Raw genomic sequence first — 14,447 nt, 5'->3', positions numbered from 1 at the left:
GCGGGCCTGCGACCTTTCGGTACCCCGGTCCCCGGACCCGTGCACACCGTGCGATCACCGCCGGGCGGCGTGCGTGCGGTCCCCTCCGGGCCGCGCCGCGGCAGGGGACCGGAAGGCGCGTTCGGCCGTGCGCGCGGGCCTGCGACCTTTCGGTACCCGGACCCGCGCGGTCCCACCCGTCCGGCCGCCCGTGCCGGGGTGCGTGCGGTGACCCGCCCCGAGGGGGCCGGAGGCGTGTGCGGTCGCGGACACCCCGCCACCGTGCGGCCTCCGCCCGCCGGACCGCCCTGTTCCCGCCCCCGTCAGGCCGGGCCACTCACTCCAGGGCGCCGACCACCGGCGCCAGCTCGTCGCGGAGCCAGCGCAGGGAGATCGGCGCGGGGGAGTTGATGGCGTTGGCGAAGTCCAGCCCCGCGAAGTACACGGTCCCCGCCTCCACCGACGGCAGCTCCTGGAACAGCGGGTCGGACTCCAGCTCCTCCCGGCGCTCCCCGGACGGCGCCCACACCGCCAGCAGGTCCGCGTCCAGGTCGGCGGTGTTCTCCAGGGAGAGCGACGCCGCGGTCTGGGTGTTGTCCTGGTTCTCGGCCGGCCGCATCCCGAACAGGTCGAACAGCGAGCCGTTCCCGAACACGTATCCCGTCTCGTCGGCCCGGACCCATTGGTAGGTCCGCTCCCCGATCCCCGGCACCTGAGCGCCCACCTCGGCGAACTCCGCCTCCAGGTCGGCGATCAGCTCCTGCGCCCGCTCGGTGCGGTCCAGGGCCGCGGCGGTGGACAGCAGCCGCTCGTCCCAGTCGGGGTTGAGGGCGTCGGTGTCGGGGGTGACGGTCGGGGCGATGGCGTTGAGCCGCTCGAACGCCGCCGCGTCCTGCACCTGGTACGCCTCCGCGATGATGAGGTCGGGCCGCGCGTTGGCGACGGCCTCCAGGTCGACGCCGCCGTCGCCGGTGACCAGCTCCGGCGCGGTGACGGCCTCCAGGCCGCCCTCCCCGCCGGCCTCGGTGAGGGGCCCGACCAGCCAGGGGGCGTCCTCCTCCAGGGTCGCCGGGTCGACCGCCACCGCGACCGGGTCCACGCCCAGGGAGATCAGCTCGTCGGCGGGGGAGAAGCCCAGCGCCACCACCCGCTCGGGCGCGGACCCGATGGTCACCTCGCCCTGCGCGGTGGCCACGGTGATCGGATAGGCGCCGCCGCCCCCGTCCCCGCCCTCCGCCGCTCCCGGGCCCCCTGCACCGGCGTCCGCGCCGCAGCCGACCAGCAGGGCCGCCAGCAGTCCGGCCGCCGCTCCGACGCCCCCGAGCCGGGCGGTGCGCCTGTGTGCTCCCGTCACGATGTTCCTCCTCGACGTGATGTGTGAGGTGAGCCTAACCTGACCTTTTCCGGATTCGTGCGGCGGGGTTGGTCGAAATATGTGTTTTGTGGGTATCTGTGCCTGGTGTGGCGAACGTGCGACGATGGACGTTCGCCCGCCGACACACCGCGGAGGGGAGGGCCGACGGGCCCTCGGGGGGAACGGGGTGCATCCATGCCCGCACAACACGCGTCCAACGACCTGATGGTCTCCCTGGTGAGGGCCGGTCACCTGGCGACCTTCGAGGAGTTGCCCGCGCTCGTGGCCAAGAAGGCCGACGCCGCAGGCCTGCCGGAGGCCCGCTTCTACCTGGCCGACCACCAGCAGCAGGTCCTGCGCGAGGTCACCGGCGAGGGCCCCGACGCCCGCCGGGGCGGCGAGGAGCTGCCCGTGGACCGCTCCGCCGCCGGCCACGCCTACATCACCGGGGTGGCGGTGCGCGACGGCGACGAGCCGCGCTACTGGGTGCCCATCCTGGAGGGCGCCGAGCGCCTGGGCGTCCTGCACGTGATGTGGACCGGCGACCCCGACCGCTCGGCCATGCGCGACCTGGCCTCGCTGGTGGGCCTGCTCGTCATCGCCAAGCGCTCCAACAGCGACTCCTACGCCCGCCTCATCCGCACCGAGCCCATGTCGGTCTCGGCCGAGATGCAGTGGACCCTCATGCCCCCGGGCACCTTCGCCGACGCCCGCGTCACGATCTCCGCCGCCGCCGAGCCCGCCTACGAGAACGCCGGCGACTCCTTCGACTACGCCATCGCCGGGGAGACCGCCCATCTGGCCATCTTCGACGCCATGGGCCACGACAACACGGCCGGCCTCATCGCCAACCTCGCCGTGGGGGCCTTCCGCAACCAGCGCCGCCGTGGCACCCCGCTGGCCGAGATCCCCCAGGGTGTGGAGTCCACCCTCATCCAGGAGTTCGTCCGCACCCGGTTCGCCACCGCGATCCTGGCCGAGATCGACCTGACCACCGGCGAGATGGAGTGGGTCAACTGCGGCCACCTGCCGCCCATCCTCATCCGCGGCGAGGGGGTCCGGGAGCTGGACTGCGCGCCCACCCACCCGCTGGGCATGGACCTGGGCCTGCCGGTGAACGTGTGCCGCGAGCGGCTGGAGCCCGGAGACCGGCTGCTGTTCTACACCGACGGGATCATCGAGGCCCGCGACGCCGAAGGCAACCAGTTCGGCGTCCAGCGGTTCGTGGACTTCATCATCCACCACCAGGTGGGCAACCAGCCGGTCCCCGAGACCCTGCGGCGCCTGGTCCACGCGGTGCTGGACTACCACCACGACTCGCTCAACGACGACGCCACGGTGCTGTTCTTCGAGTGGCACGGCTGACCCCGGGCGGGACGATACGGGGGCGGACTTCCCGAAGCTCCAGTGGCGGCTGCGCCGGGCCGGGGGCGCCGCGCCCGCCCGCGGAGCGCGGGTGGGCGCGGCGGGCGGGCGCTCGACGCGCTGACCCCTCCCGCCCCGCCCCGCCCCTCAGCGGGGCTCGCCGCCGCGGTCGCGCATCGACGCCCGCAGCCGCCCGAACACCCGGCCGGAGTGGATGCCGTCGTGCTCGAACTCGTTGGTGACCCACGCCCACGAGTTCCCCACCCCCTCCAGGGTGTCCAGCTGCAACCCCGCGTCCACGTACAGATCGTCGTGGTACACGGCCGCGGCCACCGGCACCCCGTTGGCCGCCAGGCGCTCCCGGTCGTACAGCGGCGGCCAGTCGGTGCGCCGGGCCAGCTCCTCCATCGCCGGGCGCAGGGGCCGCAGCAGGCGCACCTCCTCGAACATCCACGGGAACGCCATCTCCCCGGTGAACGCCAGCGGCCGGGCGTCCTCCGCGAACGCCGGGCGCCCCTCCCGCTCGCGCTGGGCCGCCCACGCGGTGGCCCTCCCGGGCCGGTCGGCGTAGATGGCCTCCTGGAGGGTCCAGTACAGCGGGGCGTCGGCGCTGGAGGTGCGCACCATCACCTCCTGGAGGAACCCGTCCGACAGCCGCCCGGGGCGGACGAACGCACCCTCCACCAGCCAGTGCATCCGCTCGAACCCGGGCTTGCGGCCGAACTCGATCCCCAGCGTCTGGAACCGGCGGACGGTCAGCCGATCCCCGTCGGGCAGGCGCACGTCGTTCGCGGCCAGGTGGTCGGCGATCGCCGCCACGGCCGCCACGTCCTGCGGGTAGCGGCGGCGGTACTCTGCCGTCTTGCGCTCCACCTGCGTGAAGGTGCGCCGGTACACCTCCTCCACGTCGGCCGGGACCCCGGGCACCCCGCCGCAGACGTAGCAGGCGTTGAGCGCCTCGGGCGCGTGGGAGAGGTAGGTCAGGGTCAGCCAGCCGCCGTAGCTCTGGGCGAGGGTGGTCCACCGCCTGCCGCCGTAGACGGTGTCCCGGACGTGCTCCATGTCCCGCACGATCGAGTCCGCGCGGAACCGGGACAGGAAGTCCGCCCCGGCCGCGGCGTCGCCGCGCTCGACGACCGCCCGCGCGTCCAGGGGCGTGCTGCGGCCGGTGCCGCGCTGGTCGACCAGGACGATCCGGTACTCGCCGATCGCCTCCCCGATCCAGCCGGAGGGTTCCAGCGGGCGGGGGTTGGCCCCGCCGGGTCCGCCCTGGAGGAAGGCGAGCAGGGGGAGGTCGTCCCCCTTGCGCTCGGGGTCGACGAGCTCGCGCACGAAGAGCTCGATGCGCTCCCCGCCCGGGTCGGCCCAGTCCAGGGGGACGGTGACCGTGTGCTCGGTGACCCACAGCCCGGGCATGGAGTAGCCCATCAGTGATCTCCTCGGTGTCGGCCGCTTCCCGGGATTGGCGGATACGGGGGGATTCGGGAAGTCGGCCCGAACATCGTAAGGGAGTTTTCGTCCCCACTGTCCGATCCTGCGGGGAAACCGTCCGCCCTGCGGACGTGGGTCGTAACCGTCCCGCGCAGCGGGGACCGGCGGACGCCGCCCCGCGCCTGCGCGCCCGCAGCCGCGGGATCGCGCGCGTCCCCGGGGCCCGCCCCGGAGAGGACCTCAGGCCTCCTGCCGCCGCACCATCTCCGCGATCCAGGCCGGCGCGAACGGCGACGTGCAGCCCGGGGGAGTCGGGTAGTCCTTGAGGACCTCCAGGCGCTCCCCGATCGCGACCGCCCGCTCCCGGTACGCGGGGTGGTCGATCCCGATCCAGGCCAGGCACTCGTTCATCGCCCACTGCAACCGGTCCGGGGCGTCCCTCATCCGTGCCTCGACGGTGTCGAGCAGCCCGGACAGGTCCAGGCCCTCCGGCCGCCTCCCCACCCGGTCGGTGGTCAGCGCCCACCCGGCGCTCGCCACCACCGGGTCCGGGTCGGCGAACCAGGCGAGGCGCAGCTCCTCGGCGTGCGGGCTCTTCTTGACCACGTAGTTGACGAGCCAGTCGTGCACCTTGGGCGTGCGCGCCCCGCGCAGCATGGCGTCCAGCTCCCCGCGCCCGAACGCCCTGGGCCGGCAGACCAGCAGCGCCACCAGGCGCGCGGCGGTGTCGCCGGTCTCCCACAGCCCGACCGCCAGGTCCTGCTGCCTGCCGAGCCGCTTGGCCACCGCGCGCAGCCGGGTCAGGTTGACCCCGTGGTCGTCGCCGTGCCGCTCGTTGACCCGCCGGATCCTCGGGTCCTCCAGCTCCGCCAGTTCGGCCAGCACCTCGGCCGCCGTGGTGGCGGGCGGTGTCGTCGCGGGCATCGCGGTCCCCTCTCTCACGTGCGGGTTCAGCCTACGGCGCGGGTCGGACGCCCGGCGGGTCCGCGGGGCGGTCGGGCGGGCCGGGCTCCCCGGAACCGCCGGGACCCCCGGGCCCGCCCGGGGCCCGCAGGGCGGCCCCGCTCAGCGCGCCCGCGCCCAGCCCGGCGGCGGCCAGCACCGCCAGTGCGACCGGCAGCGTCGTGGCCGTGGCCACGACGCCGACCAGCAGCGGTCCGCCCGCGTCGCCCAGCTCCCGGCCGAGTTCGGCGTTGCCCATGGTCCGGCCCATGCGCTCCTCGGGGGTGGCGGCGGCCAGGTGCGCGAAGGCCAGCGGGGTGACCGTGCCGACCGTCAGCCCGATCACCGCCGCGGCGGCGAACAGCGTGAGCGCGTGCGGGAACAGCGCCAGCAGCACCAGCGCGACCGCCGCCCCCCACAGCCCCAGCACGCCCCCGGCCCGGGTGGTGACGCGCTCCTCGTCGCGCAGGCGCCCCACCACCGGCTGCACCAGGGTCGAGGTGAGCGCCAGCAGGGCCACCGCGGCGGCCCCGGCCAGCGGGTGCAGCCCCAGCCGCACGGCCAGCAGCGGCAGGAACCCGACGGCCACGCCGAGGATCGCGGTCGTGGTGGCCAGCAGCAGCGTCGGGACGAGGAAGCCGCGCTCGGTCGTCTGCCGGACGAGGTCGGCCAGGGTGTACCGGGGGCGGGGCACCACCGGCAGCGCCGGGACGCAGATCAGCACCCACACCGCCGCGGCGGCCGACAGCAGCCCCAGCGCCGCGTACAGGGACTGGATGCCCCACAGGTGCGCCAGGCCCACGCCCAGGAGCGGGCCCAGGACGTAGCCCAGGCTCTTCCACGCGCCGTACCGGCCGAAGGAGCGGCCCAGCCGCTCCCTCCCGGCCAGGCGGGCGACCGCCGCCGAGGAGGCGGGGGAGAACGCGGAGGCCGCCGCCCCCTGCCCGAGCCGGGCCAGGCCCAGCACCAGCGCGGAGGGCGAGACCAGGGCGATCAGGGACGCGGCGGTGAAGGCCGCCAGGCCGCCGACGATGACGGGCTTGGGGCCGATCCGGTCGCTGAGCGCGCCGAAGACCGGCTTGAGGACCACCTCGGCCACGTCGTAGAGGGCCAGAACCAGCCCCAGGCGGATCAGGGACAGGCCGATGTCGTCGCTCTCGGCGCCGAGCACGCTGGCGACCCCGTGGGCGCCGAACGCGGTGGTGAAGCCGGCGAGGTACAGCGGCGCGACGGAGCGCAGGGAGGAAGTTAGGGTCACAGAAGAGAAAGTAACACGTGTTACCCAAGGCGTGGTGTCCCGGAGGTGGAACGGCGGTGGCGCGCAGACGGCCCGGCGGCGGTCCGGAGACTGCCCGGCGGTGGTTCGCCGGGCGGTCCGACGACCGGGTTCGGCGGGCGGGTTCATCAGCCGGGCCCACCGGGCGACGCGCCGGACGGCCCGTGGGGCGGCCCACCGGGCGGTGCGGGCCGCCCCGACCCGCGGCCGGGCCCTCTCACGGCCGTCCGCCCGGTGCCGCGAAGGGTGTTACCGTCGGCCCTGTGACAGACGATGCGGTGGGATGGATGCTCGCGGTGGTCCAGGTCCCGGCCAAGCCCTCCCGGCACCGGGTCGCGGTCTGGCGGGAGCTGCGGCGCGCGGGCGCCGTGCCGGTGTCCCAGGGGACGTGGGCGCTGCCGGTGGCGGAGGTCTTCCGGGAGGCGGCGCGGCGGGCCGGGGAGCTGGCGGCCGAGGGCGGCGGGCAGGTGGCGGTGTTCGAGGTCGAGCCGCGCGACGACGCCTCCCGTGCCTTCCTCGTGGACGCGTTCCGGGCGGCCCGGACCGACGAGTGGAACGAGTACACCGCCGACTGCGGCAAGTTCCTGGACGAGATCGCCCGGGAGATCGCCAAGGCCAAGTTCACCTTCGCGGAGCTGGAGGAAGAGGAGCAGAGCCTGGAGCGGCTGCGCCGCTGGTTCCGCGACCTCCGCAAGCGCGACGTGCTCGCCCTGCCGCAGGCCCGCGACGCCGCAGAGCGGCTGCGCGCGTGCTCCGACGCCCTCGACGACTACGCCGAGCGCGTCTACGCGGCCGTCCACGGGGGCGGGCCGGGGTCACCCGGGGGCTGAGGGCGCGGGGACGGGGAGCGGGGGAGCGCGCCCCGGGGACACCGCGAGGGCGTGCGGGCGGCGGCGCCGCGGACACCGCGCCCGGGGAGCGGCGAGGCGGCGAAGCGGGCGGGCCGGTCGGAAAACCCTTCGACCGCGCCGCCGGTGTGCTGCCATCGTGTGGCCCATGACGAGCGCAGAACTCTTGACCGCCGCCGACGTGGAACTCATGCAGGGCCTGGCGCAGCGCGTCACCGCCGTGCGCCCCGAACTCGTGAACAGCGACGCCTCCTACGGCGAGCTGGCCTGGAACTGGGGCCGGGGCCACGCCGACTTCCACGCGAGCTGGCGGCGCCGGCTGTGGTTCGACGGCGGGGCCCTCGTGGCGTGGGGGTGGGCGCAGCTGCCGCGCCGGGCACGGCTCAACGACGGCTCGGTCAAGGAGGTCACCGGCGCCTACCTGGCCTACCAGGTCCACCCCGACCACGCGAAGCTGCTCGACGAGGTCGTCGACTGGTACGACGCCACCGCACCGGGCCTGGAGCGCACGGTGCTGCCCGGGGCCGACGACGCGTTCGCGCTGGAGCGGTGGGCGGCGCACGGGTACGTGACCGACCCCGAGTCGCTCGGCGACACCGGGTCCTGGACCCAGCTGAACGAGCGGGACCTCACCGACATCGAGGAGCCGGAGCTGCCGCAGGGGTACCGGTTCCGCACGGCGGCCGAGGCCGGGCCCGACGCCGCGGTGCGGGCCCACGTGGACGCGTGGGGGCCGTCGGCGTACTCGATCGACGCCTACGAGGGCGTGCGGGCGGCGGCCGGGTACCGGGGGGACCTGCACCTGCTGGTGGAGGCGCCTGACGGGACGATGGCGTCCTCGGCGATCATGTGGCTCGACGAGGAGAACCGGACCCTGGAGTTCGAGCCGGTCGGGACGCACCCCGACCACCGGCGCAGGGGGGTGGCGCGGGCGATGCTGCTGCACGGGCTGCGCCTGGGCCGGGAGGCCGGGGCCGTGCACGCCACCGTGGCGTGCCTGGGGGCGCCGGGGCACACGTCGGCGCGCGGGCTGTACTACGGGGTGGGGTTCCGCAAGGTGACGTGGGACGTGCCGCTGCTCAAGCCCGCGGACGCGGACTGAGGGGCCGGAGCACCCCGGCCCCGGTGAACCCGGCGGCCGACGCGGCGTCCCGACCCCTGGCTAGGCGGGCGGGACGTTCTGTTCTTCCGGGACCGGGCGCAGGAAGCCGTCCTCGTGCTCGCGCTGCGCGCGCCGGGTGCGCGCGGCCCGCAGTGTGCGTTGCCGGTCGGTGAGCCCGGGGTCGTCCAGGTTGAAGAAGCCGGTGTCGAAGGTGTTGAGGCCGATCGGAAAGGTCTCCTCCCGCAGGCCGCGGACCAGGGCGGAGCAGTAGCGGACCAGGCGGTCGAACTCCTCGGGGTGGTGTTCGGCCTCGGCGGAGTAGGCCTCGTGCAGGGCGGCGTTCTCGTCGGAGTGGTGGAGCTGGGCGGAGTCGTCCAGCTCCCAGTACAGGCGCAGCGCGAGAGCGCGGTCGCAGCGGGGGTGGGTGACGACGGCGAGGGGGGACCTCGAATCCGTCGTCCCAGTTGTAGGCGCTCATGAGTGCCCAGAGCCGCCGCTCGTCGGAGAGGGCGGTGACCCGCTCAGCGAGGGAGCCGTGGTCCTCCGCGTCGTGGGAGAGGATGCGCTCGATCGAGGGGTCCATGGCGCGGTTCTCCTGGTCGGGGCGGTGGCGGCTTCACCGTACCGAGCCCTGCCGTCAGATGGCCGCCGTCGATCCCGGGTTCCCATTGCCGTGGACCGGCCCGTCCGGTAGAACTCCCTGAGAGCCCACGAAGATGCCTGCGTGTTTTGTCCGTTTCTTGAGAAGTTGTAAAAACGGTTGGTTGACGCTGGAATCCTTGCAGGTCAGTTACTCTGCTCCCCGCGCACGCGGGGATGGTCCCAGGATCCGGACCAAAGCGACGTTGGTCAGGGCCTGCTCCCCGCGCACGCGGGGATGGTCCCTGGGAAAGGGACCTGTGCGTCCCGGCCCTGGACTGCTCCCCGCGCACGCGGGGATGGTCCCCGGCCCGCCGCGGCGCCGTCCCCGGACATGGGCTGCTCCCCGCGCACGCGGGGATGGTCCCACCACCCGCCGTATCACGGAAGCCATCGCCGGCTGCTCCCCGCGCACGCGGGGATGGTCCCCAGTCCAGGCGGGCCCGGCAGATCACCCCGGTCTGCTCCCCGCGCACGCGGGGATGGACCCTTGTGGTCGGGGGTCACGAGCCGGATCGGCATCTGCTCCCCGCGCACGCGGGGATGGACCCCGGCCTCCACCATCGGCCAGACCTACCAGACCCTACTCCCCGCGCACGCGGGGATGGATTGGGCGCTGCCCATCACCCGCCCGTGAGCCCTGCGCTTTGGCCACTGTCAGTGGCCTGCGCGATCCTGGTTCCATGACCGACCGAACCGAAACCGCCACCGCTGCCGAGTCCGCACCCGATATCGAGCACCTGGCCGCGACCCTGCGCCGCCGCCGCGAGGAGCTGGCCGGTGCCGCCGGGGTCCGGATCGGACACGGCCAGGTGGTACACCGCCTGGCGACGCACCTGTGGGCGGGCGTGGAGATCCCAGCGGTCGGCTGTCACGCGGCGGTCGACCCGCTGCGACTGCTGGCGTCGGCCGGCCCGGTCACCTGCCGCCGGTGCCTCGGGGCCGGACGCACCGGCCGGGAGCAGGTACCCGGGCAGACCAGCCTCCTGGAGGAGTGAGCCGTTCGGCAGCCGCCGACCGGCCCGGGGGCGGTCGGCGGGGACGCCTCCCCGGGCGTCGGTCCGGTGCGAACCTCCGCCTGCCGCGCGGGACTCTCACCGGTATCCGCAAAGAGGAGGCGACATGGCGGGTGTCGGCGCGAGCGTGGGCGGATACCGGCTCGTGGAGGACCTGGGCGCGGACTCCCGTGGCGCGTGCTTCCGGGTGCTGGACGACGGGGGCACACCGCACCTGCTCGCGTTCGCGTCGGCTGAAGCGGCGGACGTGCCCGGCTTCCGCGACGGTCTGGGCCGGTCGGTGGACCTCTCGGCGCGGGTGTCCTCCTTCTCCCTGCTGACGGCGGTGGACGCCGACCCGTGGGCCGCCGCGCCGTGGGTTGCCTTCCGGCACGTCGAGCACGTCGTGCCCCTGGACGAACGGCTCGCCGGCGGGAACCCGCTCGCGGGGCGGGAGCTGTACCGGTTCGCGGTGCACACCGCCACCGCGCTGGCGGTCCTGCACGACGCGGGCGTCGTCCACCACGCGGTGAACTGGGAGAACGTCCTGGTGGGCGATGGCGGCGTGATCGTCGTCGACGGTGTCCACGCCCGAGCCGTGGAGATCGCGTCGGACGGCCGCAGGTCACTTTTGGAGCCCCGGCAGCGGGTGCCGGAACCCGGGGACGGCTGTCGGACCACCAGGGCCGACGACGTCTTCGCGTGGGCGGTGACCGCGGTCGGGGCGGCCACGGGGCGGTCGGCGTTCCCCGGTTCGGCCCCCCGGCATGCGGTCGCCCGCCCGGTGGGGGAGGGGCCGGACCTGCGCGGTGTGCCCGCCCCGCTGTCGTCGGTACTGGCGGCCTGCCTGAACCGTGACGCTGGGCGTCGGCCCAGCGCCCGCCGGGTGCTCGCGGTCCTGCTCGGATACACCCGGGACGATGTCCTGCCGGAACCGGGGGAGCTTCACGAGCGGTCCGGCCGGTTCGGGACCAGGAAGAGGTGGATGCCTCTGGAGGTCGATCCCGGAGCACTGGAGAGCGGGTTCAGGGCTCCCTTCCGGGAGGGGCGGCGGCCGACTCGGGTGTCGGAGACGGAAGGGTTCGGCTCCGGTGGTGGTGGTCTGAACCTGATCTGGCAGCCGCCGGATATGGAGGGCGGCGACGGGGACTGAACCGGTCTGACGGGTGCGGGAGAGGGGAGTTGCCTCCTTTCTCGTCGTTCGGTAGAAAACCCTGGGACCTTCGAACGCGGGCAGGGTGTTTTGTCCGTTTCTTGAGAACTTGTAAAAACGGCTGGTTGACGGTGGAATCCTCGCAGGTCAGTTACTCTGCTCCCCGCGCACGCGGGGATGGTCCCACGGTGTTGACCCTGGTGTCCCAGAGCGCCGCCTGCTCCCCGCGCACGCGGGGATGGTCCCTGTTCATCCATGACGCACACGATTTCAATGGGCTGCTCCCCGCGCACGCGGGGATGGTCCCATGACGATGCGCTCCCGGTCCTCCACCACGATCTGCTCCCCGCGCACGCGGGGATGGTCCCATGTTGGTCTCCTTGGGGTGTGGGGCCCGGCGCTGCTCCCCGCGCACGCGGGGATGGTCCCCATGACCACGAACAGCCCCGAGGGGGACCCCGCTGCTCCCCGCGCACGCGGGGATGGTCCCCGGATCGCCCCGCACCACCCCCACGACGGGCCCGACGAGAGCGACCAGGACTGCTCCCCGCGCACGCGGGGATGGTCCCACCCTCGCCGCCACTGTCGCCACCGCCCTCGGCTGCTCCCCGCGCACGCGGGGATGGACCCACCGCCCGCGCGGACATGACCGCTCTGGAGGACTGCTCCCGCGCACGCCGGGATGGGCCCACGGCAAGGCAACGGGCCGCCGTCCGCCGCCCGCCGTCCGCCGCCGCATCATCCCGTCATCGACGGGTTCCTCGACGTGCCGGGCCGGTCGGGCCCTGACGGTTCTTCACGGCCCGCCGACCCCGGCACAGAATTCAGGAGATATCGCGGAAGAAGGCACGGATATCGCCCGCGAGCAGCTCCGTCGCCTCCATCGCCGGGAAGTGGCCGCCCTCGGTGAACTCGCTCCAGTGGCCGATCGCTTTCCACGGGTCCACCGCGCGGCGCATGACCGGACGGGCGTCGAATACGGCCCATCCGGACGGCACGTCCGATGCCATCGCCAGGTCGATTCCGGAGTGCGCGGACTCGTAGTAGAACTGCGCGCTCGACTCCCCGCTGCGGGTGAACCAGTACAGGCTGATGTTCGTGAGGAGCTGGTCGCGGTCGACCGTCTCGTCCGGCGTCCGGTGGGCGCCGCCGTTCCGGGGCCTGAACTTCTCCGCGATCCACGCGAGCTGCCCGACCGGCGAGTCGGTGAGCGCCGCGCCGATCGTGTCGGGACGGTGTTCCTGCATGAAGAGGTACCCGCGATCGGCCGCGTCCTCGGCGCGCACTGCCTCGACCAGGGCGGTCTCCTCCTCGGACAGGCCCTCGGGATAGGGGAACTTCTCCCCGAGGAACCCGAGCAGCCGGGGGTCGCTGCCGATGTGCGTGCCGATCACGCGCTCCGGGTACAGCGCCGCGAGGCGGCCGGCGGTGCCCGAGCCGATGTCGGTGCCGTGGGCCCCGAACCTCGCATAGCCCAGGCGCGTCATGATCTCGGCGTAGGCCTCCGTCGTCCGTGCCAGCTCCCAACCGGTCCCCGACAGGGGCGTGGAGAACCCGAACCCGGGCGGCGACGGAACGACCACGTGGAACTCGTCGGCCAGCAGCGGGATGAGCCGCTGGTACTCGACGAACGACCCTGGCCAGCCGTGGTTCAGGAGCAGCGGCGTGGCCCGCGGGTTCGTCGACCGCACGTGGACGACGTGGAACCGCTGGCCGTCGACCACCGTCGTGAACTGGTCGTACTCGTTGAGCCTCGCCTCCTGCTCGCGCCAGTCGAACCCGTCGCGCCAGTACTCGGCCAGCTCCTTGAGGTACACCGGCGGGATGCCGCGGCTGAAGTCGGCACGGTCGTCCCGCCCCGGAACGGGGACCGGCCGGCGGGCGCGCGCCAGCCGGCCGCGCAGGTCGTCGACGTCCGCCTGCGGGATGTCGATGCGGAACGGGGTGAGTGCCTTGTTCTCGTCCATGCCGCCGACGCTCCCAGGAGATGCGGAAGGTTCGCTTCCGCAATGGCTGGGATGCTGGAGAACATGTTGGAGACCTCGGCCCGCCTGCTCGAATTGCTGTCCCTGCTCCAGCTCAAGCGGGACTGGACGGGCTCCGATCTGGCCGACCGGCTCGGTGTGAGCACGAGGACCGTGCGCGCCGACGTCGGCAGGCTGCGGTCGCTCGGCTATCCCGTGGACGCGCGCCCCGGCGTCGCGGGCGGGTACCGGCTGGCCGCCGGGACGGCGATGCCCCCGCTGCTGCTCGACGACGACGAGGCCGTCGCCGTCGCGGTCGGACTGGGTGCGGTCGCCACCCGGCGGCTCGGCGTCGAGGAGACCTCGCTCACCGCGCTCGCGAAGCTGGAGCAGGTGCTGCCCTCGCGCCTGCGCCGGCGCGTGGAGGCGGTACGCGAGGCGACGAGCGTGGTTCCGGGGGCGGATCCGCCGCTCGATCTCTCGGTTCTGGGGGCGGTCGCCGCCGCGATCCGAGGGCGTGAGCGACTGCGGTTCGGCTACACGAAGTCCGGGGGCGGCGAAGGCTCCCGCCACACCGAACCGCACCGGTTGGTGGGCTGGGGGCCGCTCTGGTACCTGCTCGCGTGGGACCTCGACCGCGACGACTGGCGGATCTTCCGTGTCGACCGCATGGCCGCGCAGAGGGCGACGGGTGTGCGGTTCGGGCCGCGTACGGTTCCCGGGGGCGATGCCGTCGGGTACGTGGTCGGACGCGTCAGCAAGGCGGGCTGGAGGTACCGGGCGCGGGTACTCGTGCATGCTCCGGCCGCTGAGGTCGCCGCGAAGATCCCCGTCCCGGTCGCCATCGAGGTGGTCGACGCGTCCACGTGCCGCGTGGAGATTGGTTCGGAGGACCCGGAGCGGCTGGCGCTTTGGATGGCGCAGCTCGACGTCGACGTCGAGGTGGTCGACGGGGACGAGTTGGCGGCGGCGTTCGAGCGGCTGGCGCGGAGGTTCCGCCGCGCGGCGGGGGGAGTGTCCGCGATTTGAGTGTCGGCTGTCGGCTGTCAGCTGGCGGTCATGCGGCGGGCGGTGTCGTTGAGGGTCGGTGCGCGGGGACGGCGGTCTTGGTGCCGTTGCGGTCGGGACGTGTGTTCGGTCTCTCGGCGGGGTGGTGTTGTCGGGGTGTTCGGGAATGCGTTGCCTTGGTCGTGCGGGTCCGGTAGAAAGCTCTGGAGCCCGTTGTGAAGGCCTGCGCGTTTTGTCCGTTTCTTGAGAAGTTGTAAAAACGGCTGGTTGACAGTGGAATCCTTGCAGGTCATTTACTCTGCTCCCCGCGCACGCGGGGATGGACCCACCCCGGCCGCCCACCCGGCAGGGCCGTTACCCTGCTCCCCGCGCACGCGGGGATGGACCCACC

Annotated in this window: 11 protein-coding genes, 1 pseudogene and 2 CRISPR repeat arrays; of the genes and pseudogenes, 6 read left to right on the top strand and 6 right to left on the bottom strand. The window is 73.8% G+C overall.

Going from position 1 to position 14,447, the window contains the following annotated elements:
- Nucleotides 1-316: 316 nt before the first annotated feature.
- A complete protein-coding gene (locus BUE45_RS02835) occupies nt 317-1,333 on the bottom strand; it encodes an ABC transporter substrate-binding protein (protein ID WP_245832735.1) in 1,017 nt (338 codons plus the stop codon).
- 195 nt (nt 1,334-1,528) lie between these two features.
- On the opposite strand from BUE45_RS02835, the gene BUE45_RS02830 reads away from it, so the two are divergent.
- Nucleotides 1,529-2,698, top strand: coding sequence for a PP2C family protein-serine/threonine phosphatase (locus BUE45_RS02830; RefSeq protein ID WP_073374534.1), 1,170 nt, complete (start codon nt 1,529-1,531; stop codon nt 2,696-2,698).
- Nucleotides 2,699-2,845: 147 nt separating this feature from the next.
- Here the strand turns inward: BUE45_RS02830 and BUE45_RS02825 are convergent, their stop codons facing one another.
- The 3 genes from BUE45_RS02825 to BUE45_RS02815 form a co-directional block, all read right to left on the bottom strand.
- Complete coding sequence (locus tag BUE45_RS02825; protein WP_073374532.1) at nt 2,846-4,126, bottom strand: alpha/beta fold hydrolase; 1,281 nt, start codon at nt 4,124-4,126, stop codon at nt 2,846-2,848.
- A gap of 243 nt (nt 4,127-4,369) precedes the next feature.
- On the bottom strand, nt 4,370-5,053 hold the full coding sequence (locus tag BUE45_RS02820) for a DNA alkylation repair protein (protein ID WP_073374530.1): 684 nt from the start codon (nt 5,051-5,053) through the stop codon (nt 4,370-4,372).
- Between the two features lie 31 nt (nt 5,054-5,084).
- A complete protein-coding gene (locus tag BUE45_RS02815; protein ID WP_084736804.1) occupies nt 5,085-6,329 on the bottom strand; it encodes an MFS transporter in 1,245 nt (414 codons plus the stop codon).
- Nucleotides 6,330-6,610: 281 nt separating this feature from the next.
- Between BUE45_RS02815 and BUE45_RS02810 the strand changes: the two genes are divergently transcribed.
- Both BUE45_RS02810 and BUE45_RS02805 read left to right on the top strand, forming a co-directional pair.
- The gene (locus BUE45_RS02810) at nt 6,611-7,177 is read left to right on the top strand and encodes a Chromate resistance protein ChrB (RefSeq protein WP_245832734.1); all 567 of its coding nucleotides are present in this window, start codon (nt 6,611-6,613) and stop codon (nt 7,175-7,177) included.
- Nucleotides 7,178-7,343: 166 nt separating this feature from the next.
- Nucleotides 7,344-8,297, top strand: coding sequence for a GNAT family N-acetyltransferase (locus BUE45_RS02805; RefSeq protein WP_073374527.1), 954 nt, complete (start codon nt 7,344-7,346; stop codon nt 8,295-8,297).
- 60 nt (nt 8,298-8,357) lie between these two features.
- On the opposite strand, the pseudogene BUE45_RS34045 reads toward BUE45_RS02805, so the two are convergent.
- Nucleotides 8,358-8,726, bottom strand: a pseudogene (locus BUE45_RS34045) (DUF4274 domain-containing protein); the annotation flags it as partial.
- Between the two features lie 366 nt (nt 8,727-9,092).
- A CRISPR array of direct repeats spans nt 9,093-9,548; the repeat unit is 29 nt; unit sequence CTGCTCCCCGCGCACGCGGGGATGGTCCC.
- A gap of 71 nt (nt 9,549-9,619) precedes the next feature.
- Here BUE45_RS34045 and BUE45_RS02795 point away from each other — a divergent pair.
- On the top strand, nt 9,620-9,934 hold the full coding sequence (locus tag BUE45_RS02795; protein WP_073374525.1) for a 2-C-methyl-D-erythritol 2,4-cyclodiphosphate synthase: 315 nt from the start codon (nt 9,620-9,622) through the stop codon (nt 9,932-9,934).
- 124 nt (nt 9,935-10,058) lie between these two features.
- On the top strand, nt 10,059-11,084 hold the full coding sequence (locus tag BUE45_RS02790; RefSeq protein WP_073374523.1) for a protein kinase: 1,026 nt from the start codon (nt 10,059-10,061) through the stop codon (nt 11,082-11,084).
- A 156-nt stretch (nt 11,085-11,240) separates the two neighbouring features.
- Nucleotides 11,241-11,714: a CRISPR direct-repeat array (repeat unit 29 nt; unit sequence CTGCTCCCCGCGCACGCGGGGATGGTCCC).
- 194 nt (nt 11,715-11,908) lie between these two features.
- Here the strand turns inward: BUE45_RS02790 and BUE45_RS02785 are convergent.
- The gene (locus BUE45_RS02785) at nt 11,909-13,051 is read right to left on the bottom strand and encodes an epoxide hydrolase family protein (protein WP_073374521.1); all 1,143 of its coding nucleotides are present in this window, start codon (nt 13,049-13,051) and stop codon (nt 11,909-11,911) included.
- A 63-nt stretch (nt 13,052-13,114) separates the two neighbouring features.
- Between BUE45_RS02785 and BUE45_RS02780 the strand changes: the two genes are divergently transcribed.
- Nucleotides 13,115-14,077 carry a helix-turn-helix transcriptional regulator gene (locus BUE45_RS02780; protein WP_073375354.1) on the top strand — a complete coding sequence of 321 codons (963 nt, stop codon included), beginning with the start codon at nt 13,115-13,117 and terminating at the stop codon, nt 14,075-14,077.
- Nucleotides 14,078-14,447: the final 370 nt, after the last annotated feature.

It is taken from the genome of Nocardiopsis flavescens, assembly GCF_900141985.1.
GTDB classification, from domain to species: Bacteria; Actinomycetota; Actinomycetes; order Streptosporangiales; family Streptosporangiaceae; genus Nocardiopsis; species Nocardiopsis flavescens.
This window is presented reverse-complemented; position numbering and strand designations above follow the sequence as displayed.

What these genes read in the sequence shown, in the direction of transcription:
- BUE45_RS02790 (WP_073374523.1), top strand. Translation starts at nt 10,059, where the DNA reads ATGGCGGGTGTCGGCGCGAGCGTGGGCGGATACCGGCTCGTGGAGGAC.
- BUE45_RS02820 (WP_073374530.1), bottom strand. Translation starts at nt 5,053, where the DNA reads ATGCCCGCGACGACACCGCCCGCCACCACGGCGGCCGAGGTGCTGGCC.
- BUE45_RS02780 (WP_073375354.1), top strand. Translation starts at nt 13,115, where the DNA reads ATGTTGGAGACCTCGGCCCGCCTGCTCGAATTGCTGTCCCTGCTCCAG.
- BUE45_RS02805 (WP_073374527.1), top strand. Translation starts at nt 7,344, where the DNA reads ATGACGAGCGCAGAACTCTTGACCGCCGCCGACGTGGAACTCATGCAG.
- BUE45_RS02795 (WP_073374525.1), top strand. Translation starts at nt 9,620, where the DNA reads ATGACCGACCGAACCGAAACCGCCACCGCTGCCGAGTCCGCACCCGAT.
- BUE45_RS02785 (WP_073374521.1), bottom strand. Translation starts at nt 13,051, where the DNA reads ATGGACGAGAACAAGGCACTCACCCCGTTCCGCATCGACATCCCGCAG.
- BUE45_RS02830 (WP_073374534.1), top strand. Translation starts at nt 1,529, where the DNA reads ATGCCCGCACAACACGCGTCCAACGACCTGATGGTCTCCCTGGTGAGG.
- BUE45_RS02825 (WP_073374532.1), bottom strand. Translation starts at nt 4,126, where the DNA reads ATGGGCTACTCCATGCCCGGGCTGTGGGTCACCGAGCACACGGTCACC.